The organism is Gilliamella sp. App2-1 (assembly GCF_001690255.1).
Classification (GTDB): Bacteria; Pseudomonadota; Gammaproteobacteria; order Enterobacterales; family Orbaceae; genus Gilliamella; species Gilliamella apicola_G.
In genome coordinates, this window is record NZ_LZGR01000012.1 from 1 (window position 1) to 25,963 (window position 25,963).

A 25,963-nucleotide genomic window follows, 5' to 3' on the forward strand; every position below is an offset into this window, starting at 1 on the left:
GATCCAACCCCAAACAAATGTACTCCCTGCGCCAGCTCGAATAGGATCTAACATAATATGATCAATCACTTGATGGGTGCCAGGTTGGCACACCATTAGCACGGTCGAGGTTAGGGCATTACGCGACATGTTATGAATAACAACACCATGCAAATCATCCCAATCATACTCTTTTATTCGGCGTTTTTTCGGTTGTAAAAATACCGCAGGGTGCCGTAAAAACTTAAAGTTAAAAAAGTCACTTTCGTTAACATAGACTTTACCCGTTTTACGGTTAAATATAATGGGACTGCCACAACGGGAGAAAGCATTTTGATAAAATTCAGGAATGGATAGATATAAAGCGGCACAACAGGTAATAACGCCACCAACTCCTATAAAACAAAGCATGCTACCGCTATCAGGGTGATCATAATCCATAATAAATGTACAAGATCCGACTATTAATATACTTCCCAAAATAATAGCAACAAAATAGAGACAGGTATAAAAAATCAGATCTGAGGGAATTTGACGAATAAAGGCACAATAGTTATTATTGGCATAGCTTAAACGATCGTCATGCAGGGGCACTAAACGTGGACCTTTATCCAGATCGCCAAACCAACCAAAAATTTGTGGACGGTATTTTGATGGCATTTTATTCTCCTTTTATTTATTCTTCATGAAATTGGTTACTGCTGCGGTTAATGATAAGTGGGATTTCGCCATCATCTTGTGCATTAGGGCTGATATTGATTTGATAGCTATTTACTAGATCATAAGCAAAGGTGCCCGCTACCCAGGTTATTACCGTTAGGTGACTTTCTGGCTGGTTAGGATCGCTTTCTTTTACTTCGATTTTTTCAATATCGGTAAAATTAGATTGCCATACCGCTTTGCCCTGAGTGAGGGTTTTAAAGGTTTTTGCTTCATAATGGTCGATAAAATAGTTTTTATCGGTGGTGACATATTCGGTGATTTTTAGGGTCTCTTTGGCTTTATCTTCGTTTAGGTGGATTGGGGAATGCGCCTCTACTGAGTCTTTATTTACCCCTGTTAAACTAATACTAAAGCGAGATTCAATCAAATCCTCATGGCTTTGCCCATTCTTGCCAACTAATTTAACTGAAGCCTGTAACGGCTTTTGGACAATAGTAGCGCAGTTTGGGTATGTTAAATAAAAATAGAGGTGGCGGTGGTATAGCTTCATCCCACTAAATGAACTTGGTTTTTTAAAGATGATAAAAGTTTCAATGCCCGACACCGCAACCAAATAGTCATTCACCGAATGCCCAAAACCGACAAATGTCTTTTGCTCTTCGTGATAAGCGTCGTACCCCAAATAGGCAAACTCTTTTTGCACCCCAAAATAACAACGATTTAACCAGTGATCGATAGGAGTAAAATCATCGTATTTTTTGCTATAAGCGATTAAGTATAAACTCGAAACTAATAACGCAACACCAACCGCTATAACCAATCCACTTTCAAATAATAATAAAAATGCGCCAATACCTAAGGTTGCAGAACCCATGACTCTATAAACAAAGTATTTTTTATCCTCCATATCCCACATCCCCAAGGCACTTTTTAATTCACCTAAGGCTTCAAAAATAGTTATGGTAGCAAAAGCTTTGGCTACGGTTTTAGAAATCAAGGTATTTAATGTCAGTTTCGCTTCGATTTCGGGTATTAATGTCGTTGCAACCCGCGATCGCATGGCTTTGACTAACTGCATTTTTAATTTGATGTCACGGTATAGGGCAACGCTATCAACACTTAATAATGCTAACGAGCCTAAGTCAATCGCCAGTTGGCGCATTTTTTTATCTTGACTTTCGCCTTCTTTAACGGTGTCCATTATTTTGATTATATTTATATTATTAGCTTATATTGTGCCGTTGTTTAATTTCAGCTAACTCTTCTAATGATGTGGCATTAAACGCTTCAATCATCCATTCTGGCCAGCCTTGACCGTCAATCCTATGGGCTTTAAATGCCGCTTCTTGATCTGATTTATATTCGCCATCATCGATATTGGCTGATTTATAAAAGACCATAAAACTATTAATCCAACCCCAAACAAATGTGCTCCCTGCGCCGGCTCGAATAGGATCTAACATAATATGATCAATCACTTGATGCGTGCCGGGTTGGCACACCATTAATACGGTCGAGGTTAAGGCATTACGCGACATATTATGGATAATAACCCATGCAAATCATCCCAATCATACTCCTTTATTCGGCGTTTTTTCGGTTGTAAAAATACCGCCGGGTGCCGTAATACTTTAAAGTTAAAAAAGTCACTTTCGTTAACATAAACTTTACCCGTTTTACGGTTAAATATAATGGGACTACCAAGACGAGAGAAAGCATTTTGATAGAATTCAGGAATGGATAGATATAAAGCGGCACAACAGGTAATAAAGCCAATTACACCTATTATTGTTAGTTTGTCACCAATTTCAGAGTCATTGAACCAGAAAATCATTATAAAAGTACCAACAGTTAATATACTTCCCAAAATAATAGCAACAAAATAAAGGCAAGCATAAAAAATCTGATCATTGTGATCCTGACGAATAAAGGCACAGTAGTTATTATTGGCATAGCTTAAGCGACGATCATGCAGAGGCACACTATAAGGGCCTTTATCTAGATCGCCAAACCAACCAAAAATTTGTGGACGGTATTTTGATGGCATGATGACTCTCCTTTTTATTTATTCATCGTGAAATGGGTTACTGCTGCGATTTATGATAAGTGGGATTTCGTCATTATCTTAGCTATTCCGTTATATTGTGCCGTTGTTTAATTTCAGCTAACTCTTCTAATGATGTGGCATTAAACGCTTCAATCATCCATTCTGGCCAGCCTTGACCGTCAATCCTATGGGCTTTAAATTCCGCTTCTTGATCTGATTTATATTCGCCATCATCGATATTGGCTGATTTATAAAAGACCATAAAACTATTAATCCAACCCCAAACAAATGTGCTCCCTGCGCCGGCTCGAATGGGATCTAACATGATATGATCAATCACTTGATGCGTTCCCGGTTGGCACACCATTAATACGGTCGAGGTTAAGGCATTACGCGACATATTATGGATAATAACACCATGCAAATCATCCCAATCATACTCTTTTATACGGCGTTTTTTCGGTTGTAAAAATACCGCAGGATGCCGTAAAAACTTAAAGTTAAAAAAGTCACTTTCGTTGACATAGACTTTACCCGTTTTACGGTTAAATATAATGGGACTACCACGACGGGAAAATAGATAATGATACACTTGGGGAATAACATAATACATAGCGAGACAACAGATAATAAAACCCAAAATTACTACTATATCAATAAATTCTATTTTAGAGCTATCATGGTGTACCAACAACCAAAGACATCCAATGATAGCTCCACTCCCACAAATAATAGCAACAAAATAAAGGCAAGCATAAAAAATCTGATCATTGAGATCCTGACGAATAAAGGCACAGTAGTTATTATTGGCATAGCTTAAGCGACGATCATGCAGGGGCACACTATAAGGGCCTTTATCTAGATCGCCAAACCAACCAAAAATTTGTGGGCGGTATTTTGATGGCATGATGACTCTCCTTTTTATTTATTCATCGTGAAATGGGTTACTGCTGCGATTTATGATAAGTGGGATTTCGTCATTATCTTAGCTATTCCGTTATATTGTGCCGTTGTTTAATTTCAGCTAACTCTTCTAATGATGTGGCATTAAACGCTTCAATCATCCATTCTGGCCAGCCTTGCCCTTCAATCCTATGGGCTTTAAATGCCGCTTCTTGATCTGATTTATATTCGCCGTCATCGATATTGGCAACATCACAAAAAAACATAAAACTATTGATCCAACCCCAAACAAATGTACTCCCTGCGCCTGCTCGAATAGGATCTAACATGATATGATCAATCACTTGATGCGTACCGGGTTGGCACACCATTAGTACGGTCGAGGTTAAGGCATTACGCGACATATTATGGATAATAACACCATGCAAATCATCCCAATCATACTCTTTTATACGGCGTTTTTTCGGTTGTAAAAATACCGCCGGATGCCGTAAAAACTTAAAGTTAAAAAAGTCACTTTCGTTGACATAGACTTTACCCGTTTTACGGTTAAATATAATGGGACTGCCACGACGGGAAAATAGATAATGATACACTTGGGGAATAACATAATACATACCGAGACAGCATGTAATAAAATTCAAAATTACTACTATATCAACAAATTCTATTTTAGAGTTATCATGATGAACAATTAACCAAATAGATCCAATGATAATTCCACTTCCGCAAATAGTAGCAACAAAATAAAGGCAAGCATAAAAAATCTGATCATTGAGATCCTGACGAATAAAGGCACAATAGTTATTATTGGCATAGCTTAAGCGATCGTCATGCAGGGGTACTAAACGTGGACCTTTATCCAGATCGCCAAACCAACCAAAAATTTGTGGACGGTATTTTGATGGCATGATGACTCTCCTTTTTATTTATTCATCGTGAAATGGGTTGCTGCTGCGATTTATGATAAGTGGGATTTCGTCATCATCTTGTGCATTAGGGCTGATATTGATTTGATAGCTATTTACTAGATCATAAGCAAAGGTGCCCGCGACCCATGTTATCACCGTTAGGTGGCTATCTGACTGATGAGGATCGCTTTCTTTTACTTCGATTTTTTCAATATCGGTAAAATTAGATTGCCATACCGCTTTGCCCTGAGTGAGGTTTTTAAAGGTTTTTGCTTCATAGTGATCCATAAAATAACCTTTGTCGAGGGTCACATACTCTGTGATTTTTAGGGTTTCTTTGGCTTTATCTTCGTTTAGGTGGATTGGGGAATGCGCCTCTCCTGAGTTGTGATTTACCCCTGTTGAACGGATATTAAAGCGAGATTCAATCATATCCTCATAACTTTGCCCATTTTTACCAAATAATTTAACTGAAGCCTATAACGGCTTTTGGGCAATAGCAGCGCAGTTTGGATATGTTAAATAAAAATAGAGGTGGCGGTGATATAGCTTCATCCCACTAAATGAACTTGGTTTTTTAAAGAGGATAAAAGTTTCAATGCCCGACAAGGCAACCAAATAATCATTCACCGAATGCCCAAAACCGACAAATGAGTGCTGCTCTTCGTGATAAGCGCCGTACCCCAAAAAAGCAAACTCTTTTTGCACCCCAAAATAACAACGGTTTAACCAGTGATCGATAGGGGTAAAATTATCATATTCTTTACTCAAAGCAATTAAATATAACCCCCACAATGATAATGCAACACCCAATCCTATCACAAAGCCTGAACTAGCTAATAAAAATATAGCACCAAAACCTAAGGATAAAGATCCTATAACTCTATAAAAAAAGTATTTTTTATCTTCCATATTCCACATCCCCAAGGCACTTTTTAACTCACCTAAGGCATCCAAAATAGTTATAGCAGCAAAGGCTTTGGCTACGGTTTTAGAAATCAAGGTATTTAATGTCAGTTTCGCTTCGATTTCGGGTATTAATGTCGTTGCAACCCGCGATCGCATGGCTTTGACTAACTGCATTTTTAATTTGATGTCACGGTATAGGGCAACGCTATCAACACTTAATAATGCTAACGAGCCTAAGTCAATCGCCAGTTGGCGCATTTTTTTATCTTGACTTTCGCCTTCTTTAACGGTGTCCATTATTTTGATTATATTTATATTATTAGCTTATATTGTGCCGTTGTTTAATTTCAGCTAACTCTTCTAATGATGTGGCATTAAATGCTTCTACCATCCATTCGGGCCAGTCTTGACCGTCAATCCTATGGGCTTTAAATGCCGCTTCTTGATCTGATTTATATTCGCCATCATCGATATTGGCAGATTTATAATACACCATAAAACTATTGATCCAACCCCAAACAAATGTACTCCCTGCGCCAGCTCGAATAGGATCTAACATAATATGATCAATCACTTGATGCGTACCGGGTTGGCATACCATTAGCACGGTCGAGGTTAAGGCATTACGCGACATATTATGGATAATAACACCATGCAAATCATCCCAATCATACTCTTTGATACGGCGTTTTTTTGGTTGTAAAAATACTGCAGGATGGCGTAATATTTTAAAGTTAAAAAAGTCACTTTCGTTAACATAGACTTTACCCGTTTTACGGTTAAATATAATGGGACTGCCACAACGGGAGAAAGCATTTTGATAAAATTCAGGAATGGATAGATATAAAGCGGCACAACAGGTAATAACGCCAACAACTCCTATAAAACAAAGCATGCTACCGTTATAAGGGTGATCATAATCCATAATAAATGTACAAGATCCGACTATTAATATACTTCCCAAAATAATAGCAACAAAATAGAGACAGGTATAAAAAATCAGATCTGAGGGAATTTGACGAATAAAGGCACAATAGTTATTATTGGCATAGCTTAAGCGATCGTCATGCAGGGGTACACTATAAGGACCTTTATCTAGATCCCCAAACCAACCAAAAATTTGTGGACGGTATTTTGATGGCATTTTATTCTCCTTTTATTTATTCTTCATGAAATTGGTTACTGCTTCGGTTAATGATAAGTGGAATTTCGTCATCATCTTGTGCATTAGGGCTGATATTGATTTGATAGTTATTTATTAGATCATAAGCAAAGGTGCCCGCTACCCAGGTTATTACCGTTAGGTGACTTTCTGGCTGGTTAGGATCGGGCTCTTTTACTTCGATTTTTTCAATATCGGTAAAATTAGATTGCCATACCGCTTTGCCCTGAGTGAGGGTTTTAAAGGTTTTTGTTTCATAGCGGTTGATAAAGTAGTTTTTATCGGTGGTGACATATTCGGTGATTTTTAGGGTTTCTTTGGCTTTATCTTCGTTTAGGTGGATTGGGGAGTGCGCCTCTCCTGAGTCGTGATTTACCCCTGTTAAACTGATATTAAAGCGAGATTCAATCATATCCTCATAACTTTGCCCATTCTTGCCAACTAATTTAACTGAAGCCTGTAACGGCTTTTGGGCAATAGCAGCGCAGTTTGGGTATGTTAAATAAAAATAGAGGTGACGATGATATAGCTTCATCCCACTAAATGAACTTGGTTTTTTAAAGATGATAAAAGTTTCAATGCCTGACACCGCAACCAAATAGTCATTCACCGAATGACCAAAACCGACAAATGTCTTTTGCTCTTCGTGATAAGCGTCGTACCCCAAATAGGCAAACTCTTTTTGCACCCCAAAATAACAACGGTTTAACCAGTGATCGATAAGGGTAAAATTATCGTATTCTTTACTCAAAGCAATTAGGTATAACCCCACTAATGAGAATATAACGCCAAAGCCTATTACAAAACCTGAACTGGCTAATAAAAATATAGCGCTAGCTCCTAATAATACAGCTCCACCAACTCTAGCCATGAAATATTTTTTATCTTCCATATTCCACATCCCCAAGGCACTTTTTAATTCACCTAAGGCTTCAAAAATAGTTATGGTAGCAAAAGCTTTGGCTACGGTTTTAGAAATCAAGGTATTTAATGTCAGTTTCGCTTCGATTTCGGGTATTAATGTCGTTGCAACCCGCGATCGCATGGCTTTGACTAACTGCATTTTTAATTTGATGTCACGGTATAGGGCAACGCTATCAACACTTAATAATGCTAACGAGCCTAAGTCAATCGCCAGTTGGCGCATTTTTTTAGCTTGGCTTTCGCCTTCTTTAACGGTGTCCCACTCTTTTAGGTTATCGTAAATATTTAACATGCTGATAACGCCCGATATTGCATTGGCACCATAGCTAAGCTTAGCCGCTTTTGCATTTTGGCGGGTTATTTTTACTTGTTCATGCGTTGATAGTTTTTCATCAATTTTCGCTTTTTCCATTTCGCGTTGATTCATCGCTTCGGTTTCGCGGTTTATCTCGCGCTGTTTGATTTTATCTTCTCTTTTCTTTTCGTTCGATTCGTTAATCGCTTCGTCGTTGCTAGATTTTTGTTGATTGACTTTGTCAATTTTGTCTTGTAATACGGTAGTACGGTTGACTAACGTGACATAATCTGCCATGTTGCTGGTTAAAAAGTTTTTGAAATCATTGGGATTAAGTATCTCTTTATTTTTTAAAAAATTAACAACCAGCGCTTTACTTGCCTCGTCGGGAAAGCAAAGTGTAAATTTAAGCTTTTTAGTTGTTGGTTTTTTTGAGCCCACGTCATATTTTGGATCGGTGACATCAAATTTTTCTAAAAACGCCACTTCTTGGCTGGTTAAACTATTTTCACGGAAAAAACTCCCTTGTAATTGGGTTAATAGTGCATAAATCTGTCGGATTTTATCTTGCCTCACTTGCATAGCAAACTCAACGGGATACCCACCCAAATCCCCCAAATAAGCGAGCGTATCAAGCAGTTTTAAACGTGGTTTAATCGGTTGGTGCTGTTTATTGGTTTTTAATACAGTGTATTTTTTGAGTGCAAGTTGATGCAGGTATCGATTTTTGTCGACATGGGTCACAGCACTGGGGGAATTTGCCATTTCAGCAAGTTTGCGGTCAATCGAGGCCAAAAACGCTTTTAATTGCTTGAGCTCTTTTATTTTTTGATCTCTTATTTTTTGTAGCCTGCTATGCTCTTGTGGGTTATATTGTCGATTTTTGTTTAACTCCTCTTGTTTAGCATTAATCTCTTGCTGTTTTTTTTCAATATCCAGCTCAACACGCGCTTTTGCCTTTTGCAGTTCTTTTTCTTTATCGGTTGGCGTGTTTTGAGTCTTTTGCGCTTGATGTGTATTATAAGCAGAAGCAAAACCCGTTGATTTGTCGATAATATCACGCCATTTTACGGGTGTATCGCTGTCTAAATCGATAAATGCCAGCGCATCAAGATCAATCCCTGGGTTATTTTTATGCTCTATTACATAAAAAATACTGGCAGGATTACTTAATAGCTCGTCCCATAGGGCGTTATCTTCGTCAAGACGCACTTCTGCATGGGTTGAATCAATCAGGATTTGGATAATTTCTTTTATATGAATGAGCGCGCTTGTATCGTTTGAAAAATCAAACTCTTTCTGCCAAAAATGCGTTTGATTAAAAGAACTCGGTTTTATTTTGCTGTATTGCGAGATAAATTTTGCCTCGCCAAATAACCAACGAACATAAGTAAAATAGTCTTGTGACCACTCTTGATAATATCGAGTTATTTCTTTAAATTCGGTTTCTAATTCTTCTTTAAATTTCTTAACTTCACCCTGATTAATCTGCTGGTTTATTTTTTCAATTTTTTTGGCCTTTTCTGACTCGGTGTCTTTAATTTTATATTCGACTTTTCGTAAAAATTCATCACCGGAGTCATAGGCAGCATCAATATCTTTTAGGTAGTCATAGTGTTCTTGTAACCGGGCAATTTCGGTGTCGTAAGCCTCTTCAATTGAAGTTCGATAATTCTCTATAAACTGTAAAATCGTGCGCTTTTTAAACATATCAGGTTGATAATAATTAAACAGACGTTTTAAACGAGGATTAATACGGTTATACATCTGTTCACCACGCTGTTGATAGACTTTGGCTTCGTCACCATCAAAAGATGATAATGGTTTGGCTTGTTTTGGCGCATCACTGCAAAAGATATGTAACTGTGATACCCGTTGCGAGTTAAGCTCTTCGGCGATACCGAAAGTGTCTTCTAATACGACCCCGCAAGAAATAGCCCTGTCACCTTGGTATAATCGGTTAACATGACTGGCAAATCGGTGTTTTTGCTCTGCAAAACTTTTAAATGGATGGGCCGATTTAAAATTCTCCAGACCTTGCTCTCCAAAACGAAACTCGAGCACTTTGCTTTTATCATTATCATCATGTTCATGACTATAACCAAAAATATCTTTAAACGGCACCGCTCGGTTACCGGTTGCCTCAGACGGTGAGTCTTTGAGTTTTTGTATATCAATTTTGGTAAAACGCGATAACACTTGGCTATCTTGTTCTTTGAGATAATCGTCGAGGGTCTTTTTGGGCCAAGGTTGTGAAGAATAAGCCACCCACGCTTGCGTAAAGCGCTTATCATCAAGATGAATAAACGAGGCTGGAATGGAGTGGCAGGCCTCTTTACACGCTTTTGATAATGGTCTTGGCTGGGTATGGGGCAGTTCGTGGGCATCTTTTAAACGTAGTGCCCCGTCAATGAATTCATATGCGTCAATTATTCGGCTCTCAATATCATCACCTTGTTGTTGCATCACATAAACATAACCGTTACGCAAAGTGCGAAATACATAGTCATAATATTCTAATGCTTCATCTGGCATACGATGTTTAAAATCTAATGTTTTAGTATAATCTGCCAGTTCTTGATAAGTACGGTTAACCTCTTTTATTTTATTGAATTTTGTTTTTATCACGGCTTGACGCAATAAAAAGACCGGTGCTCCTGTTCGTTCACAGGCAACGACCGGCTGCTTCGTTTTTATATTGTATCGCGATGTTGGCTATTTTTTGCATCTTACGCTCTTTAATTCTTTAATTCTTCAATTCTTGTTTTATCGATTTTTGTGATTTTTCAAAAGGAATCTATTGGCTTTTAAGGTTAATCAATGTCGGGTATAGGCTGAGTTCATCATCTAAAGCGGTGTGGAATACCTGAGTGAGTCTCTTTGCAGCAAATAGATTCAATAATGAATCTTGTGATAATGAGCTTATTGAATTCAGTGACACTTTATTGAGCGATAACGGACTTAATACGGTTATTGCCTCATACAAAGACGGTTTATCATTGACCGATAGGAAGTTACTTAACGCGGAGATTGTTGACATTAAGGTTTGATAGCTAGCTGAATGAAAAGAAAAACTGGCTTTTTGATTGAGAGTCGCCTCAATGGATAAGGCTTTATCGTAACGAGTAGAAGTAATCACATAACGCCAAGGCTGATTTAACCACTCATCACCGTCAACATACCAAACCGAAATCGACGAGCGCAGCCCCTCAACGGTTAAGGTATAGCCGTTATGGCTAATGCAGCCTAAACCCGCCATTAATCCGTCAATCAATCCTTTACCTAATTGTCCAAAAAGGCGATTAAAGCCATTCGCCATATTGTTTTCCTATTTTCCCTAAAATCCATGGATTGCTAATGAGGTTATTCGCTTATCGTTATTTATAGTCTTGTTTTAAGCATAAACGATAATGCGAACAGAGTATAAACTATTTTAACGCAAAGTTAACCTTTTTAATCAATACCTTTACTTAATAACAATAATATCTGTTAGCTAAACGAGTATATGGTAGCGGCTTAACGTCTTTATTTAAAAAGCGATTTAAGCAATGTGATACTTTAACAATTAAAATTTTTTGAAGTTGTTAACTTTACCCAAAAGATGACATCACTCAGCGCAAATCGAAAGAAAAATAATAAAACAAAAGGTAAATTATAGGAACTACTTACATAGACCATCATTTAGTCTGTAATACATTAAAGCAAACTTTGTTTCAGCGTCACTTTCCTAAAGATGTACTCATTTATAGTGACCAAGGTAGCCAATATTGCAGTGCTGTTTTCAAACAGCTATTGTTACAATATGGCCTAAGGCAAAGTATAAGTCGAAGAGGAAACTGCTTTGATGATGCGGTCGTTGAAAGTTTTTTTCATACACTCAAAACCCATATTATTCATGGTTGTTACTACAAAACGAGGATGTTGGCTAATAAAGCACTATTTGAATATATTGAAATTTATTATAATCGTATTCATTGTCATTCAGCCAACGGCTGGATATCGCTTGAACAATATGAACAACAATACTACCAAAACGATAGAGGTGGGCACTGTTTAATATTTTGGCGAGGATCAGTATCGCTCTCCACTACCCATTACAAATGTCGTCTTCCCATAATCAACATTCATTGTATTCCCTAATTATTTACACTTTAGCAAGGCACATAACAAGCGAATTTTTGTCAATTAATCCTTTACATAAATAAACTGAAAATGAAAAAGCCCTTAATATAAGAGCCTTTTTAATATCTTTTATAAAATCATTCTCTGGCTAACTCTAGAATGGAATATCATCATCAAAATCCATAGGCGGTTCAGGTGTAGCTGCCGGTTGTGTTGCTGTAGTTGGTGCACTTTGTGTAAAAGGACGAGATTGAGCAGTTGGAGCAGATGAAGAATTATTTGTACTTTGTCCCCAATTTTGTGAACCCATATTCATGCCTTCACTGCCATTACGTGTCCCTAAAATTTGTAAAGTACCACCAATTGGGTTGATTACAACTTCTGTAGTGTAACGATCTTGTCCTGATTGATCTTGCCATTTTCGAGTTTGTAATTGCCCTTCAAGATAAATTTGTGAACCTTTTTTTAAATATTCACCAGCAATTTCAGCTAATTTACCAAATACAACCACACGATGCCATTCTGTACGATCGCGGGTTTCACCCGTTTGTTTATCCTTCCATGATTCTGATGTTGCAACACTCAAATTAGCAACTGCATTACCATTGGGCATGTAACGAACTTCGGGATCTTGACCTAAATTACCAACTAAAATGACTTTATTTATTCCTCTATTGGCCATTATTAACTCCTAAACATTGCATAAGTATTTAAGCTACATATTGTAACATGAGACTATAGTAATATCAGCGAATTTAATCCAATAATGGAATTTTGTTCTCATTTTGTAAAGATATAGAAAGTTCGGCTTAGACATAGGAATTTGTTGCCATAGCGAGTATAATACCAACCGTTTGTTAATGCAATGTTCTAAAAAATTTTCCCTATAGGAGGCCTTATGATTAATGCGTTTGGATTAAAAAACAAACAATTAGTGAAGATTAATGAAGGCGATATAAATAATGCGACCTGGATTGATTTAATTGAACCAGAAGAAGCCGATCGCGATTTTGTTTTAACACATTTAGGACAAAACTTAGCAACCAGTATTGAACTAGACGATATAGAAGCGTCAGCTCGTTTTTTTGAGGATAATGAAGGATTACATGTTCACTCATTCTTCTTTTATGAAGATGCGGAAGATCGTGCGGGTAATTCAACAGTGGCTTTTACGGTACATAATGGGCGTTTATTCACACTGCGTGAACGTGATTTACCAGCGTTTCGTTTGTATCGGATGAGATCGCGTTATCAAGGTATGAGTGATGGCAATCCTTATGAAGTATTACTTGATTTATTTGAAGTAAAAGTTGAGCAGTTGGCCGATCAAATTGAAAATATCTACAGTGAACTTGAAGAGTTAAGCTTAATTATTATGGATCGTTCAGCACAAGAACATTACGATGAAGCCATTACTTCGTTAGCAGAGCTTGAAGATACTGCATGGAAAGTTCGACTTTGTTTGATGGATAGTCAACGTGCGGTTAACTATTTAGTTCGTCGGGCAAAAATGCCGGTAGATCAGTTAGAGCAAGCTCGCGAAGTTATTCGCGATATCGAGTCACTTGTTCCTCATAATGAGTCATTATTTCAAAAAGTAAACTTTTTAATGCAAGCAGCAACTAGTTTTATCAACATTGAACAAAGCCGAATTATTAAGATTTTCTCGGTTGTATCTGTTGTGTTTTTACCGCCAACAGTGGTTGCTTCTGCTTATGGTATGAACTTTGAATTTATGCCCGAATTAAAATGGGAATATGGTTATCCGTTCTCATTATTATTAATGTTGCTAGCGGGTGTTGCACCTTATATTTATTTTAAACTTAAGAAGTGGTTGTAGATTTATTGACTTAATTTTGAGTCTCTATCTGATCATTCCTTATATAGCCTAGCGGAAATTCGTCTTGACAATAATCACTTAGGATAATCTAATTAAATTAATATCACTAATTAATAATATTAATAATATTAATAATATTAATAATTATTCTTTATTACATTGATGGTAAAGCTTGTTCTTTGAACAAAAAAAATTTAATTTATTATAAAGGAAATAATATGAATCAATATGCACTTGTCACCGATATTGGTGGAACCAATGCCCGATTTGCACTTTATAATTTAGGGACTAATGAGCTATCGGCGATCACAAAAGTGCTTATCGCAAAAGATGATGTATTGTTAACATTAATCAAAGATTACTTACATACCCAATCTGTTATCGTTAAAACGGCTTGTATTGCCATTGCTTGCCCGGTTGATGACGAAGATGTTATTAGTATGACAAACAATAATTTGTCGTTTTCACGGTCTGAATTGATTAAGGTACTTGGGCTTGATAAACTAGAGGTGATTAATGATTTTACTGCAGTATCAACCTCAATTCCTAAATTACCTAAACAAGATCTTGTTCAAATTGGTGGTGGTGAACCCAATTTAGATTATCCAATTGCAATTTTTGGCGCTGGTACGGGACTTGGTGTGTCACATTTAATAAAAGTTAATCAACGTTGGATTAGCTTGCCAGGTGAGGGAGGCCATACCGAGCTTCCGATGACAAGTGATGATGAAGATCTTATTTTAGTACAACTACGCAAAAAATTTGGACGTGTTTCTAGCGAGCGGTTTTTATCAGGTAATGGTATTGTTAATATTTATCAGGCCCTGTTACAAATTAATAATCAACCAGTAGAAGAAATTACGCCTGACATGATTGTTAAGAAAGCTTTATCACGAAGTTGCCCACTTTGCTTGCAAACTTTAACTTATTTTTGTACTTTTATGGGGCGTTTTGGTGGTAATTTGGCTTTAACTCTTAACACGCAAGGCGGTGTTTATATTGCTGGTGGTATTGTACCGCGTTTTATTGAATTTTTTAAAAATTCTCCATTTAGAAAGGCTTTTGAACACAAAGGTCGTATGTCATATTTAGTCAAAAGAATTCCCGTTTATGTAATAACACATGAAGATCCAGGCTTGTTTGGAGCAGGTGTTTATTTACAAAATTGTCTTAAATAATATTGATGAGTAAAGGTTTGATTCTATGATGTGGTGTTATATTTACCGAAGTACCAAAAAAGAGAACTGCTATTTGTATATGGGAAATGAAAATGATTTTTCAACGATTCCTGACAAAATAATATCTATTTTTGGGGCTCCTATTTTTGTCATGAAAGTGTTGCTTGATGGCAAAAGAAAATTTGTGGTCGGTACCGCTAGTGAAATAGAAGAAAAAATTAAGGCCGATGGATTTTTTTTACAAATGTTAAACGAAGATGATTTCAAAGTATGATTGAACCATTTTGGGAATCTAAAACATTAGATCAAATGAACGATAACGAATGGGAACAACTTTGTGATGGTTGTGGACAGTGTTGCTTAAATAAATTGATGGATGAAGATACCGAAGAAATATTATACACCAATGTGGCTTGTAATTTGCTTGACTCTAATACTTGTCAGTGTAAGCATTATTATAATCGCTTTGATTATGAACCTGATTGTATCAAGTTAACACGTGATAATCTTCTTACCATTGAATGGTTACCTGTAACTTGTACTTATCGTTATTTTTCTGAAACAGGGCAATTGCCTCATTGGCATCCGCTGATTACAGGCAATAAGAAGCTTATGCATAAGCTGAAAATTTCGGTTAAAAACCGGATTGTCTATGAGAAAGATGTTATTTATTGGGAAAACCATATTATCTAAAACAGGGAGCTGTTGCTCCCCCGCTTAATTTTCGCTTTAAAGTAACAGCCACAAATAGCCGAAAAGATCGATAGCAAACATATTTAAAAACATCAGAATAAATACAAAAATCATGAATGAAATATCGATCATACCAATAGGAGGCACAATACGTCGTATCGGTGCAATGAGTGGTTCGGTTAACTGAGCAAGTAGTTCATCTGCATTTGATGGCCCACGGCTAACCCAACTTAAAATTGCTCGAAATAATAATAACCAAAATAATAAATGTCCAAGTGCATGAACCATTGCGGCAATAGCTAAAAAAAGATAGTCAGCAGACCAAATTGGTGTATTAGTTGTTTTATAATAAAAAATGAAAATAATTTTAATTAATGAAAATAGATATAAAAGTAACCATGTGGCGGTATCAATACGCCCAATTGAAGGAATAATTTTGCGTAATGGGCCAATAATTGGTTGAGTAATACGGACAATAAATTGGGTAAAAGGATTATAGAAATTTACTCGTACTTGTTGCATCCATAAACGCAATATCAAAACATATAGACATACCGTTAAGACAGTATTACCTAGAAAATAAAGCGATGTCATTTAAGACTCCTTAAAATAAACATATTTAGGTAATATATCACAAATAATGCCTTGCACCAAAGATTGCTGTACCAATGCGAACCATAGTGCTACCAGCAACAATAGCGGCTTGCATGTCGCCACTCATGCCCATGGATAATGTGTCCATACATGGATAATCAGCTTGTAAAGAGTACAAAAGTTTTTGCATTTTGGTAAAGGCATTTAGTTGTTTATCAAAATCATTTTCTATTTCTGGAATGGCCATTAATCCACGTAAATGTAGATTGGGTAGTGCTATAATTTGTTTTATTAAATCTGTAACTTCTTCAGGAGCAACGCCCGATTTACTGGCTTCTTGACTAATATTAACTTGAATTAAGACATTTAGTTTCATCATGTCAGCTGGGCGCTGATCATTTAAACGCTGTGCAATTTTAAATCGATCAATGGTATGTATCCAGTCAAAATGTTCAGCGACTAATTTGCTTTTGTTGGATTGTAAAGGACCAATAAAATGCCATGAAAGTACCCTATTTGGCATGATTTGTTTAAAATATTTAATCTTTTCTATGCCTTCTTGGACATAGTTTTCACCAAAAGCGAATTGGCCAGCGTTTATTGCTTCGGCGATTTGTTGTACAGGTTTGGTTTTACTGACTGCAATAAGTTCTATTGTATTGGGATCTCGTTCGCACTTTGATGCAATTTTTTCAATTTCATTTTTAATAGCAATTAAATTGTCATGTATTGTATTCATGTTAATTCCCAATTGGTAATTATTAGTAGGCGAAGTTTAATGTTAAACTCAATTTTGGCTCTTAGTGTAACTCAAAATGCGTCAGATTTGCATCTTTCAAGTGGTGAAGCACCATGCATTCGAGTTAATGGGCAATTACAGTTTTTATCTAAAGATAAATTATCACCATTAGAACTTGAAATTGAATTATTCAATTTGCTGGAACAATCACAAATTGATACCTTAAAACAATATAGGCAAATAGATTTTGCTTATCATTTGGCTGAAGTAGGGCGATTTAGGGTAAATATTTTTTATCAACAACGCGGTATTTCAGCTGTGTTTCGTGTTCTTAATCATTGTATTCCAACCCTATCACAAATCAAAGCTCCCACTATTTTTAGAGAGCTTGCTATAATTAAATCAGGAATGATTCTTGTCACGGGGGCAACAGGAAGTGGTAAATCGACCACTTTGGCATCATTAATTCAATATATAAATTCAACAGTTGCTAAGCATATTATCACCTTAGAAGATCCGATTGAGTATATTTACCAAAATGATAAATCATTAATTCAGCAACGAGAATTAGCAAATTTTAGACATGCAATTGATGGTTTTTTGCGGCAGGATCCCGATATTATATTGTTAGGCGAATTACGTAACAAATATTCAATTCAAGCAGCATTAACTGCTGCTGAAACGGGTCATTTGGTTTTTGCCACTTTGCATACTAGTTCTGCTATTCAGGCAATTAATCGTATTATTGATGTATTTGAAGATAGTTCACGAGATTTTATTCGCTTGCAACTCTCTAATAGTTTAAAAGCTATTATAAACCAAAAACTAGTCCCTGTTGAAAATGGTCGTAAAGCACTATTTGAAGTACTTATCAATACACCAGCTGTCAGCAATTTAATTAATGAAGGTAAAATCAAACAAATCTTTTCTCTTATGCAGACTGGACAACAATATGGCATGCAAGTGATGCCTGAAAGTTAATAGAATCTGTTATTTTTTATCAAAGTAATGAATTAATTTCTTAGGATATAAAATTTTCAGTTTTATATCTAAAATCATTTATAATCTTTTAAATAGTCTTTTATAGAAGAGGGTAAAATGAAACAACGCATTGGGTTAATTGGTTTAGGTAATATGGGTAATGCCATATTGCAAGGTCTTTTGGTGAGCAATATTGTACCAGGAACACAAATTTATGTTTATGATACTCACCTAGAAAAAGGAGAGAAGTTAAATGAAACTTATTCTATCAATAATTTATTTTCACCAAAAGATGTGGCTCGTGAATCAGATATTGTTATAATTGCGGTTAAACCCAATGTTATTGTTGATGTATTAAATAATATTCAAAAAGAATTAAAAAAGAATACTATTGTTATTTCAATTGCTGCTGGTGTTACCATTAAAACAATTGCAAATTATGTGGGCTATGAGCAAAAAATTATACGTGTTATGCCAAATACACCGGCATTGGTTAATGCAGCAATGTGTTCAATTAGTCCAAACACTGAAGTTACCGATGAAGAGTTAAACATTGTAAAAACATTACTAAATTGTATAGGTGAAACTGAAGTTGTGCCAGAATATTTAATTGATGCAGTTATTGGTGCAAGTGGTTCTTCTCCAGCTTTTGTGTTTATGTTTATTGAAGCGTTAGCGGATGGTGCAGTTAAAGGTGGATTATCAAGAAAACAAGCTTATAAGTTTGCTGGACAAGCAGTTTTGGGATCGGCAAAACTATTATTAGAAACAGGTAAACATCCTGGTGAGTTAAAAGATATGGTTTGCTCACCAGCGGGCACAACAATTGAAGGTGTGCAACAGCTTGAGGCTAAAGGATTTAGATCGGCTGTTATAGATGCAGTAGAAGCAACGATAAAAAAATCTCAAGCAATGACAAAGAATTAACATTATAAAAATTATAACGTTATATATTTAAAGTGGCATTGAAAATGATTCTATTAATAAACTAATGAACAATTTTTAAAAAGATTGCTTGCATTAGTAAACTAATTATGAGTAAATAGAAATAAGCATATGACATGCGGATTTATTTTGTAACATTTCGATATATGTAGTTTGTAGTTTACTATGTCTTAGGGATTAGTTTTCTTCAGTATCTTCTTCTTAGTGTTAATAAGTAGTCTAGGTTTTATGTTTTTGAATATGGCCCTCAGTGGCTGAGATTAATTTATTTATAGGAAGATTATTATGTCTAAGAAAACTGGTCAAGTTAAATGGTTCAACGAAAGTAAAGGTTTTGGTTTCATTTCTCCTGCTGATGGCAGTAAAGATGTATTTGTACATTTCTCTGCAATTTCTGGTGATGGATTCAAAACATTAGGTGAAGGTCAACAAGTAGAATTCTCTATTCAAGACAGCCCTCGTGGTCCTTCAGCTGCTGATGTTACAATTATCTAAAATTTACACTCTATCTTATTATCTTATCAGTAAAGGGTTACTGATAAGATAGACTCTCCACCTTCGATTCTTTATAATAAGTCTGTTTTTACATAAAATTGATTGATATTTTTAATGAAATCATGAATAAACATATTTTATATAAGGAAAAATAATGAAAAAGTTAGTGTTATCTATTGCGTTATTGGGCGCTTGTCCAGTTGCAATAGCTGATTTATCTGAATCATGTAAAACCTATTTTGATAAACTCGACAGTTTAGTTAAAGTTATCCCAGAAGATACAGTAACTAAACAACAAACTGATGTAATCAAGCAAAGCTTAGAAATGGGTAAACAACAAATTTCCTCATTATCGGCAGAAAACCAAGATTCAGCTTGTGAGCAAGCCATAGATTTACTCAAACAAATTGAAGCTTCTTTACCTAAAAGATAAAAATTTTATAAGAAAATTTATCGTCTATTATGACGAAAATCCCAAGGGGCTATTGGATGTTTATCTTTCCATAGTCCTTTTTTGTTTTGTTTAGCTCTTGCCTCTAATTTTACCATGATTTTGTTATTAGCTACACCTTTATAACGATACGCCCAAGCATAACCACTTTCGACCATTTTAGCATTGATATTCACTTTATTTAAGAAAATAGTACCTAAGGTTCTTTTATAGATATCTTTCTTATTTTCTTTAACAAAAACATTTTTACCTGCAATGAGCGAAGCTAAATATTTTCGTGATACATTACCATAGGCTTGTTTTTTTTCTGGAGCATCAATATCCGACAAACGGACACGAATTTTTCGTTTTTTTATGGTTAAAATATCTACCGTGTCGCCATCAATGACTTTAACGACTTTACCATTGAAATCAGCATAAGCTAGCGCATTTGATAAACAAAATAAAACAATGCAAATAAATAAACGTTTAAAAAATTTCATTATTAATAAAAGAAAGATGTAAAATTTATAGCATTATACATCGATTATTGGATCCCATTAAGTTGTAATGGTATTTTTAGTTTAATAGTTAACCATTAATTTAGTAGTTGTTCGTACTTTAAACAACTATCAACAAAAAATAACTATACAGTGATAGTTTATTTTTTCTTTATTTAATAAAACAAGGAATGAAATGTAGCCTTACTTATATATTAAGTAAGGCTGAAAAAAGAATAGCTTTAAATTAAAAAGCGTTGGTATCTTGGAATAAACCTACTTTTAAATCAGATGCTTGATAAATTAGTTTACCATCAACAAAAACTTCACCATCACCAATCCCCATAATTAATTTACGATTAATTACGCGTTTGAAATGGATTTTATAGGTCACTTTTTTATTCGTTGGTAATACTTGTCCGGTGAATTTTACCTCACCAACACCTAAAGCACGTCCTTTACCCTTACCGCCAATCCAACCTAAATAAAAACCAACTAATTGCCACATAGCATCAAGTCCTAGGCAGCCAGGCATAACTGGGTCGTTTTTAAAATGACATTTAAAAAACCATAAATCAGGATTAATATCAAGTTCTGCCTCGACAAAACCTTTTCCAAAATTACCACCGTTTTCATTCATTTCGATAATACGATCCATCATTAACATTAAATCCGATGGTAATGGAGGTCCATCATGGCCAAATAGTTTATTATTTCCTGATTTAATTAAGTCTGCTTTATCGTACGATGATTTACGTTCAAATGTCATAAAAAAACCTTTTTATTTGTTGTTATTACTTTCATGGTTCAAAGAATAGATTATTTAGAACTATGTTATAAAAATTCAAAAGCGATAAAAACGTTTTGTTTTATCCCATTAATTAATGAAATTATGAGCTAAAGTTTATTGGTTATTGTCACTTTTTGCAATATCTTTGCCATTTACTTAGCCAACTATCTTGTTTTTTGTCTTGTAATAATACTGCCTGCATACGTGCATGAATTAACTGGTAAAGGTTGATACTACTTTTATCTTTATAAGGTATACCCGTGAGCAAATAAAGTGCATCTGCAATATGTTCCACTGTCCATATTGAAAATTTCTCTTGTTCGATGGCTTCAATGACTTTATCACTTAAACTTAGATGGCGTTGATTGGTGGCTGGTATGATCACTCCTTGTTGACCTGTTAAGCCTTGATGCTGACAAACAGCAAAAAAGCCTTCAATTTTTTCATTTACACCACCAATTGCTTGGACATGGCCAAATTGATCCACAGAACCAGTTACAGCCAATTGCTGATCAATAGGTTGCTGAGATAAAGCGCTAATGATTGCACAAAGTCCGGCAAGCGAAGCACTGTCACCATCAATTTCACTATAAGATTGCTCAAAAACCAAAGAAGTCGAAAAAGGTAATTGGTGATTAAACGCAAACTCAGACATGATAAAGGCTTGCATGATCATCATTCCTTTTGAGTGAATATTACCGGCTAATTCTGTTTTGCGTTCAATATCAATTAGCTCACCATCGCCAAAATGAATAAGGCAACTTAAACGTGTCGGTTCACCTATAGCTTTGGGATTTCCAGGATATTCAATTACCGATAAGCCATTTATTTGCCCAACGACTTGATCTTTAGTATTAATCATTATTTGATTACTAAAGATTTCCTCATGTAGCCGTTCTTGCAAATAATCTTCGTGCCATGATTTTTTCTTTATCGCCGTTGTAATCGCTGATTCATCTATTACATTATTTTGCATAAAGTAAGTTGCATTGACTAATAATGAATTAACCCAATCAACAGACAGGGGTAGGTAATATTGATCACCAGTATAGCGTGTTGCTGCTTTGTAAATTTTTGCAAAAGCCGAGGTATCAATATCAGGTAATTGCTGTTTACTGGCAATAAATTTCAAGTAGTTAATCCAGTGTTCAAGTTGTTTGGGTGATTTAACCTGTAATTCATTTTCAAATTCAGTATAAATAGATGTTGAGTAAAATTCAGGTTCGAAATCTTGTAATTCTGCTAAACTTAATCTATCCCCCACTAAAATGATACGTAAATCAAGTGGCATAGGAGGGATAGATAAGGGTAAAGGATGAGATTCGTCAGATGAACCCCACTCAAATTTTTGTGTTATTACCATTTGCTTTAGCTTTGTCCATAGCGACGGTTGGCTAAGTAGCGACCGAAGACCTAAAATTAAAACGCCACCATTAGCACGATGAACCAGTCCTGCTTGTAATTTAATTGGTGCATTTTCAGGTTGTCTAACACAACCAAACAGTTTTTCAGCATCAACAGATGTGGCAAATAAACAATTGTCTTGAGTTGCAAATTTATCTTGCTTGCTTTTCGCTTCGGTTAGTGTAATTTTGCTTTCGTTACAAAAATAACGATAACCGAGTGGAGTTGAAGTTAAATCAAGTTTAATAGCTTGCCTTAGTAAATCAAAAAAAAGCTCACTTTCAGGAGCTTTAAGCAGCATAAAGCGTGGGCTGTAACATACTCTTTTCTTGGGGCATAACAGTGACAAAGCGGAAGCAACACGTGGTTGCCACATGAGTAAATGTTCTGATTTTTCTGACACTAAGGCTGTTGAAGCATTAGTTTCGTGTCTGAATGCAGAAATATAAGATAAATCAGGTTGGATCTGTTGTGCATTGAGTTGTGTAATTGCCAAAGTTGTTGTCTTTTTTGTTAACTTATTTCATCTTCAAATTATAACAAGTATCCGATGTATCGCCAACAGATTACCAAAATCTTTATGCTAACAAATAAAAAATTTACAGAAAGATTTTTCAAAATCAGGTAAACTAAAGCATAATTTAATGTTTATAAATCTTCATTATCACCATTAGTAACGACTTAATATGCTCAAAATCAAAAATACTTACTTCAAAGACGATCGTGCCTCACAAATTGTTAGCTGGGGTCATTGGTTTACGTTGTTTAATATTTTTGTTGTAATTTTATTGGGGAGCCAATATTTACTCATTGCGGATTGGCCCCGTACTTTTATGGGCCGATTTTATGCAATCATTAGCGCCATTGGTCATTTCAGTTATTTGACCTTTATTGCTTATTTAATTTTACTTTTTCCGTTAAGTTTTTTTATTCATTCGTCTCGCTGGCAAAGGATTATTGCAACGGTTTTTGCAACAATCGGTATTTCATTACTGATTATTGATATTGAAGTTTTTTCGCATTTTAGAATGCATCTTAATTTGTCAATTTGGCAATTATTTTCATCGCAAAAAGTTTCTTATTTAAGTACGATATTTATTGCCATTCCATTTATTTTATTGATTGAAATTTTATTTTCATTATGGAGTTGGAAAAAACTACGTAGCTTAAGTAAACGCAAATGCTATGCAAAACCAGTAGTAATTCTTTTTATTGTTTGCTTCGTTGCCTCGCATTTGATTCATAGCTGGGCTGATGCTAATTTTTATCGACCAATTACCATGCAACGCTCAAGTCTTCCACTTTCTTATCCTTTAACTGCTCGCCATTTTCTTGAACGGTATGGCTTTATGAAAGAAAACGGTTATCGCGATCGTGTTGCTCTAGAAGGAAATCCTTTTGCGATGACAATTGAGTATCCGTTAGGACATATTGTTTATGATCAGAAGCCAATAAAAAATAACGTGATAATGATTGCTATTGAAGGATGGAATGCTAATTTGTTAACTAAATATATGCCGTGGTTAAATGAATTTTCTCAAGATAATATTTCCTTTACTAATCATTATGGTGCAAGTAATCAATCGTATTTGAATGATTTTTCATTGTTTTATGGATTAGATCCTAATTACTATAATAGTATTCTTGTTGGGCATAAACCGTCTGTATTGCTCGAGGTTGTTAGTAAGCAGCACTATAATTTAGGTCTATTTTCAGCAGATGGCTTTGCAGAACCTTTATATCGTTCGGCTTTGTTATCTAATTTTTCAATACCAGAGCCTAAAAGACAGTCTAATAAACAGATAACCGAAAACTGGATGAAATGGCATAAAGAACAAAATAACCTAAATAATCACACACCTTCGTTTTCTATTATCCAATATTCGTTGAGTGATAAAAACAAAAAAGTTTCGCTGTCCGCTCTCCAATCTGAAGCTAAAAAATTGGATCAGTATATTAAATCATTAATTGCTTATTTAAAATTATCTAATGCTTATAATGATACGGTTATTATTATTACTGGATCGAATGATATTAAAATTGATGAAGCCAAAAAAATAGTATTACGCAATACAGGTAGCAATTTTAATCGTGCATCATTAAAAGTACCATTGATTATGTCATGGCCTAATAAAGACAGTGCTCAAATCACAGAAACAACCTCGCAAACGGATATTATGTGTACATTAATGCAAGAAATATTTCACGTCTCTACGCCACCACAGCAATATAGTCAAGGTAAAAATCTATTTAACCAAAAGTCTAGACAATGGATAGTTGCTGGTGATGAGAATACGATTGCTGCACTTTACGATGATAACACTGTTGTTCTAGATGCCTTTGGTCGTTCTAAAATTTATGATCTTAATGGTAAATTACAAAAAGGCGAAAAAATCAGCTTGCCGATCTTTTTACAAGTCGTTACCGAAAATCGCCGTTTTATGGTCGTGGATAATTGATTTATCTTTTAAAGAGAATAATAAAAATAGGGTGAAGATTACTTCACCTCTTTGCCCATTGCTTGTAAATCAGCATGATAAGATGAACGCACAAATGGTCCACAAGCAGCATGAGTAAATCCCATATTTAATGCTGTTTGCTTCAATTCTTCAAATTCTTGTGGTGAAACATAACGTTCAACTGGTAAGTGATATTTACTAGGTTGCAAATATTGCCCCAGCGTTAACATAGTGACACCATTACTTCGTAAATCTTTTAATACTTTAATTAATTCCTCGTTTGTTTCACCTAGTCCAACCATCAAGCCCGACTTTGTTGGAATTTCAGGATGTCGTTCTTTAAACGCTGCTAGTAATTTGAGTGATCCTTCATAGTTAGCACCAGGGCGGATTTGTTTATATAAACGAGGAATGTTTTCTAAGTTATGATTAAATACGTCGGGAGGATTATCACTTAACACATCAATTGCTTCATCAATACAGCCACGAAAGTCAGGAGTTAGTGTTTCAATTTTTATATTTGGATTTAATGTCCGGATTTCTTGAGTACAAGAGGCAAAATGACTTGCACCGCCATCTTTTAAATCGTCCCTATCCACTGAAGTAATAACAACATAGCGCAACTTCATCTCTTGAATTGTTTTAGCTAGTTTTATGGGTTCTTCACGATCTGGTGGTAATGGTCTACCATGTGCAACATCGCAAAATGGGCAACGGCGAGTACAAATATCGCCTAAAATCATAAAAGTGGCTGTACCATGGTTAAAGCATTCAGCTAAATTAGGACAAGAGGCTTCTTCACAAACTGAATGCAATCCATGTTTACGCATGGTATTTTTGATATGTGCAATATTATCAGAGTGAGCAGATAATTTAATTCGCATCCATTCGGGCTTTTTTAGTGGTGCTACATCTTCTAATGTGATTGTTGGGATTAAGCGTGTTTTGTCAGCATCACGATATTTTGAGCTTCTGATTATTGTTTCATTATTTGGCATAA

At 35.4% G+C, this 25,963-nt stretch carries 28 protein-coding genes; 10 read left to right on the forward strand and 18 right to left on the reverse strand.

Features of this window, described 5'->3' with window-relative positions; genetic code table 11:
• The 11 genes from A9G22_RS00870 to A9G22_RS00920 form a co-directional block, all read right to left on the reverse strand.
• The coding region (locus A9G22_RS00870) for a DUF6708 domain-containing protein (RefSeq protein ID WP_075508152.1) at positions 1-639 on the reverse strand (639 nt) is incomplete at its 3' end.
• 16 nt (positions 640-655) lie between these two features.
• On the reverse strand, positions 656-1,843 hold the full coding sequence (locus A9G22_RS00875; RefSeq protein WP_075508153.1) for a hypothetical protein: 1,188 nt from the start codon (positions 1,841-1,843) through the stop codon (positions 656-658).
• A gap of 22 nt (positions 1,844-1,865) precedes the next feature.
• Positions 1,866-2,180 (reverse strand): DUF6708 domain-containing protein, encoded by a 315-nt coding sequence (locus A9G22_RS00880; RefSeq protein WP_075508154.1) that lies wholly within the window; start codon positions 2,178-2,180, stop codon positions 1,866-1,868.
• The gene (locus A9G22_RS00885; protein WP_075508155.1) at positions 2,162-2,689 is read right to left on the reverse strand and encodes a DUF6708 domain-containing protein; all 528 of its coding nucleotides are present in this window, start codon (positions 2,687-2,689) and stop codon (positions 2,162-2,164) included. Before A9G22_RS00885 ends, A9G22_RS00880 begins: the two co-directional genes overlap by 19 nt.
• Positions 2,690-2,771: 82 nt before the next feature.
• Positions 2,772-3,596 carry a DUF6708 domain-containing protein gene (locus A9G22_RS00890; protein ID WP_075508092.1) on the reverse strand — a complete coding sequence of 275 codons (825 nt, stop codon included), beginning with the start codon at positions 3,594-3,596 and terminating at the stop codon, positions 2,772-2,774.
• Positions 3,597-3,678: 82 nt separating this feature from the next.
• Positions 3,679-4,503: a DUF6708 domain-containing protein gene (locus A9G22_RS00895; RefSeq protein WP_075508156.1), complete on the reverse strand. Its 825-nt coding sequence runs from the start codon at positions 4,501-4,503 to the stop codon at positions 3,679-3,681.
• A gap of 18 nt (positions 4,504-4,521) precedes the next feature.
• Positions 4,522-4,935, reverse strand: coding sequence for a hypothetical protein (locus A9G22_RS00900; protein ID WP_075508157.1), 414 nt, complete (start codon positions 4,933-4,935; stop codon positions 4,522-4,524).
• Between the two features lie 45 nt (positions 4,936-4,980).
• The gene (locus A9G22_RS00905; protein WP_075508158.1) at positions 4,981-5,709 is read right to left on the reverse strand and encodes a hypothetical protein; all 729 of its coding nucleotides are present in this window, start codon (positions 5,707-5,709) and stop codon (positions 4,981-4,983) included.
• Positions 5,710-5,731: 22 nt separating this feature from the next.
• The gene (locus A9G22_RS00910; protein ID WP_075508159.1) at positions 5,732-6,556 is read right to left on the reverse strand and encodes a DUF6708 domain-containing protein; all 825 of its coding nucleotides are present in this window, start codon (positions 6,554-6,556) and stop codon (positions 5,732-5,734) included.
• A gap of 16 nt (positions 6,557-6,572) precedes the next feature.
• Positions 6,573-10,490 (reverse strand): toxin VasX, encoded by a 3,918-nt coding sequence (locus A9G22_RS00915; protein ID WP_335339971.1) that lies wholly within the window; start codon positions 10,488-10,490, stop codon positions 6,573-6,575.
• 100 nt (positions 10,491-10,590) lie between these two features.
• Entirely contained in the window at positions 10,591-11,112 is a 522-nt protein-coding gene (locus A9G22_RS00920; protein ID WP_075508161.1) for a hypothetical protein, read from the reverse strand.
• A 350-nt stretch (positions 11,113-11,462) separates the two neighbouring features.
• Here A9G22_RS00920 and A9G22_RS11010 point away from each other — a divergent pair, with 350 nt between their 5' ends.
• Complete coding sequence (locus A9G22_RS11010; RefSeq protein WP_335339972.1) at positions 11,463-11,933, forward strand: DDE-type integrase/transposase/recombinase; 471 nt, start codon at positions 11,463-11,465, stop codon at positions 11,931-11,933.
• 136 nt (positions 11,934-12,069) lie between these two features.
• On the opposite strand, the gene A9G22_RS00925 is transcribed toward A9G22_RS11010, so the two are convergent.
• The gene (locus tag A9G22_RS00925; protein WP_065585773.1) at positions 12,070-12,597 is read right to left on the reverse strand and encodes a single-stranded DNA-binding protein; all 528 of its coding nucleotides are present in this window, start codon (positions 12,595-12,597) and stop codon (positions 12,070-12,072) included.
• Between the two features lie 216 nt (positions 12,598-12,813).
• Between A9G22_RS00925 and corA the strand changes: the two genes are divergently transcribed.
• The 4 genes from corA to A9G22_RS00945 all read left to right on the forward strand — a co-directional run bounded on the left by corA (position 12,814) and on the right by A9G22_RS00945 (position 15,626).
• The gene (gene corA / locus A9G22_RS00930) at positions 12,814-13,755 is read left to right on the forward strand and encodes a magnesium/cobalt transporter CorA (RefSeq protein ID WP_065585774.1); all 942 of its coding nucleotides are present in this window, start codon (positions 12,814-12,816) and stop codon (positions 13,753-13,755) included.
• A gap of 218 nt (positions 13,756-13,973) precedes the next feature.
• Positions 13,974-14,933, forward strand: coding sequence for a glucokinase (locus tag A9G22_RS00935; RefSeq protein ID WP_075508162.1), 960 nt, complete (start codon positions 13,974-13,976; stop codon positions 14,931-14,933).
• 28 nt (positions 14,934-14,961) lie between these two features.
• Positions 14,962-15,207: a YcgL domain-containing protein gene (locus A9G22_RS00940; RefSeq protein WP_075508222.1), complete on the forward strand. Its 246-nt coding sequence runs from the start codon at positions 14,962-14,964 to the stop codon at positions 15,205-15,207.
• On the forward strand, positions 15,204-15,626 hold the full coding sequence (locus tag A9G22_RS00945; RefSeq protein ID WP_075508163.1) for a YcgN family cysteine cluster protein: 423 nt from the start codon (positions 15,204-15,206) through the stop codon (positions 15,624-15,626). Before A9G22_RS00940 ends, A9G22_RS00945 begins: the two co-directional genes overlap by 4 nt.
• A gap of 36 nt (positions 15,627-15,662) precedes the next feature.
• Here the strand turns inward: A9G22_RS00945 and A9G22_RS00950 are convergent, their stop codons facing one another.
• Together A9G22_RS00950 and A9G22_RS00955 are read right to left on the reverse strand one after the other, a co-directional pair.
• Entirely contained in the window at positions 15,663-16,220 is a 558-nt protein-coding gene (locus tag A9G22_RS00950) for a YggT family protein (RefSeq protein WP_065585777.1), read from the reverse strand.
• Between the two features lie 37 nt (positions 16,221-16,257).
• The gene (locus A9G22_RS00955; protein ID WP_075508164.1) at positions 16,258-16,959 is read right to left on the reverse strand and encodes a YggS family pyridoxal phosphate-dependent enzyme; all 702 of its coding nucleotides are present in this window, start codon (positions 16,957-16,959) and stop codon (positions 16,258-16,260) included.
• Positions 16,960-16,998: 39 nt separating this feature from the next.
• On the opposite strand from A9G22_RS00955, the gene A9G22_RS00960 reads away from it, so the two are divergent.
• From A9G22_RS00960 to A9G22_RS00975, 4 genes are all read left to right on the forward strand, one after another.
• The gene (locus tag A9G22_RS00960; protein ID WP_075508165.1) at positions 16,999-17,940 is read left to right on the forward strand and encodes a type IV pilus twitching motility protein PilT; all 942 of its coding nucleotides are present in this window, start codon (positions 16,999-17,001) and stop codon (positions 17,938-17,940) included.
• 117 nt (positions 17,941-18,057) lie between these two features.
• Positions 18,058-18,867 carry a pyrroline-5-carboxylate reductase gene (proC, locus tag A9G22_RS00965; protein ID WP_075508166.1) on the forward strand — a complete coding sequence of 270 codons (810 nt, stop codon included), beginning with the start codon at positions 18,058-18,060 and terminating at the stop codon, positions 18,865-18,867.
• Between the two features lie 303 nt (positions 18,868-19,170).
• Positions 19,171-19,380 (forward strand): transcription antiterminator/RNA stability regulator CspE, encoded by a 210-nt coding sequence (cspE, locus tag A9G22_RS00970; protein ID WP_065585781.1) that lies wholly within the window; start codon positions 19,171-19,173, stop codon positions 19,378-19,380.
• 154 nt (positions 19,381-19,534) lie between these two features.
• Complete coding sequence (locus A9G22_RS00975) at positions 19,535-19,813, forward strand: DUF5339 domain-containing protein (RefSeq protein ID WP_081296879.1); 279 nt, start codon at positions 19,535-19,537, stop codon at positions 19,811-19,813.
• Between the two features lie 17 nt (positions 19,814-19,830).
• Here A9G22_RS00975 and A9G22_RS00980 read toward each other — a convergent pair whose 3' ends face one another.
• The 3 genes from A9G22_RS00980 to A9G22_RS00990 all read right to left on the reverse strand — a co-directional run bounded on the left by A9G22_RS00980 (position 19,831) and on the right by A9G22_RS00990 (position 22,853).
• The gene (locus A9G22_RS00980) at positions 19,831-20,313 is read right to left on the reverse strand and encodes a thermonuclease family protein (protein WP_065585783.1); all 483 of its coding nucleotides are present in this window, start codon (positions 20,311-20,313) and stop codon (positions 19,831-19,833) included.
• Between the two features lie 244 nt (positions 20,314-20,557).
• Positions 20,558-21,079 carry a bifunctional 3-hydroxydecanoyl-ACP dehydratase/trans-2-decenoyl-ACP isomerase gene (gene fabA / locus A9G22_RS00985; RefSeq protein ID WP_065585784.1) on the reverse strand — a complete coding sequence of 174 codons (522 nt, stop codon included), beginning with the start codon at positions 21,077-21,079 and terminating at the stop codon, positions 20,558-20,560.
• Between the two features lie 148 nt (positions 21,080-21,227).
• A complete protein-coding gene (locus tag A9G22_RS00990; protein ID WP_075508223.1) occupies positions 21,228-22,853 on the reverse strand; it encodes an AAA family ATPase in 1,626 nt (541 codons plus the stop codon).
• 337 nt (positions 22,854-23,190) lie between these two features.
• Here A9G22_RS00990 and A9G22_RS00995 point away from each other — a divergent pair, with 337 nt between their 5' ends.
• Complete coding sequence (locus A9G22_RS00995) at positions 23,191-24,963, forward strand: DUF3413 domain-containing protein (RefSeq protein ID WP_065585785.1); 1,773 nt, start codon at positions 23,191-23,193, stop codon at positions 24,961-24,963.
• Between the two features lie 38 nt (positions 24,964-25,001).
• On the opposite strand, the gene lipA is transcribed toward A9G22_RS00995, so the two are convergent.
• Complete coding sequence (lipA, locus tag A9G22_RS01000; RefSeq protein WP_065585786.1) at positions 25,002-25,961, reverse strand: lipoyl synthase; 960 nt, start codon at positions 25,959-25,961, stop codon at positions 25,002-25,004.
• Positions 25,962-25,963: the final 2 nt, after the last annotated feature.

Bases quoted from the DNA above. Each gene is read 5' to 3' on its own strand.
- A9G22_RS00875 (WP_075508153.1), bottom strand. From the start codon at position 1,843: ATGGACACCGTTAAAGAAGGCGAAAGTCAAGATAAAAAAATGCGCCAA.
- A9G22_RS00880 (WP_075508154.1), bottom strand. From the start codon at position 2,180: ATGTCGCGTAATGCCTTAACCTCGACCGTATTAATGGTGTGCCAACCC.
- A9G22_RS00885 (WP_075508155.1), bottom strand. From the start codon at position 2,689: ATGCCATCAAAATACCGTCCACAAATTTTTGGTTGGTTTGGCGATCTA.
- A9G22_RS00890 (WP_075508092.1), bottom strand. From the start codon at position 3,596: ATGCCATCAAAATACCGCCCACAAATTTTTGGTTGGTTTGGCGATCTA.
- A9G22_RS00895 (WP_075508156.1), bottom strand. From the start codon at position 4,503: ATGCCATCAAAATACCGTCCACAAATTTTTGGTTGGTTTGGCGATCTG.
- A9G22_RS00900 (WP_075508157.1), bottom strand. From the start codon at position 4,935: ATGATTGAATCTCGCTTTAATATCCGTTCAACAGGGGTAAATCACAAC.
- A9G22_RS00905 (WP_075508158.1), bottom strand. From the start codon at position 5,709: ATGGACACCGTTAAAGAAGGCGAAAGTCAAGATAAAAAAATGCGCCAA.
- A9G22_RS00910 (WP_075508159.1), bottom strand. From the start codon at position 6,556: ATGCCATCAAAATACCGTCCACAAATTTTTGGTTGGTTTGGGGATCTA.
- A9G22_RS00920 (WP_075508161.1), bottom strand. From the start codon at position 11,112: ATGGCGAATGGCTTTAATCGCCTTTTTGGACAATTAGGTAAAGGATTG.
- A9G22_RS00925 (WP_065585773.1), bottom strand. From the start codon at position 12,597: ATGGCCAATAGAGGAATAAATAAAGTCATTTTAGTTGGTAATTTAGGT.
- corA (WP_065585774.1), top strand. From the start codon at position 12,814: ATGATTAATGCGTTTGGATTAAAAAACAAACAATTAGTGAAGATTAAT.
- A9G22_RS00935 (WP_075508162.1), top strand. From the start codon at position 13,974: ATGAATCAATATGCACTTGTCACCGATATTGGTGGAACCAATGCCCGA.
- A9G22_RS00940 (WP_075508222.1), top strand. From the start codon at position 14,962: ATGTGGTGTTATATTTACCGAAGTACCAAAAAAGAGAACTGCTATTTG.
- A9G22_RS00945 (WP_075508163.1), top strand. From the start codon at position 15,204: ATGATTGAACCATTTTGGGAATCTAAAACATTAGATCAAATGAACGAT.
- A9G22_RS00950 (WP_065585777.1), bottom strand. From the start codon at position 16,220: ATGACATCGCTTTATTTTCTAGGTAATACTGTCTTAACGGTATGTCTA.
- A9G22_RS00955 (WP_075508164.1), bottom strand. From the start codon at position 16,959: ATGAATACAATACATGACAATTTAATTGCTATTAAAAATGAAATTGAA.
- A9G22_RS00960 (WP_075508165.1), top strand. From the start codon at position 16,999: ATGTTAAACTCAATTTTGGCTCTTAGTGTAACTCAAAATGCGTCAGAT.
- proC (WP_075508166.1), top strand. From the start codon at position 18,058: ATGAAACAACGCATTGGGTTAATTGGTTTAGGTAATATGGGTAATGCC.
- cspE (WP_065585781.1), top strand. From the start codon at position 19,171: ATGTCTAAGAAAACTGGTCAAGTTAAATGGTTCAACGAAAGTAAAGGT.
- A9G22_RS00975 (WP_081296879.1), top strand. From the start codon at position 19,535: ATGAAAAAGTTAGTGTTATCTATTGCGTTATTGGGCGCTTGTCCAGTT.
- A9G22_RS00980 (WP_065585783.1), bottom strand. From the start codon at position 20,313: ATGAAATTTTTTAAACGTTTATTTATTTGCATTGTTTTATTTTGTTTA.
- fabA (WP_065585784.1), bottom strand. From the start codon at position 21,079: ATGACATTTGAACGTAAATCATCGTACGATAAAGCAGACTTAATTAAA.
- A9G22_RS00995 (WP_065585785.1), top strand. From the start codon at position 23,191: ATGCTCAAAATCAAAAATACTTACTTCAAAGACGATCGTGCCTCACAA.
- lipA (WP_065585786.1), bottom strand. From the start codon at position 25,961: ATGCCAAATAATGAAACAATAATCAGAAGCTCAAAATATCGTGATGCT.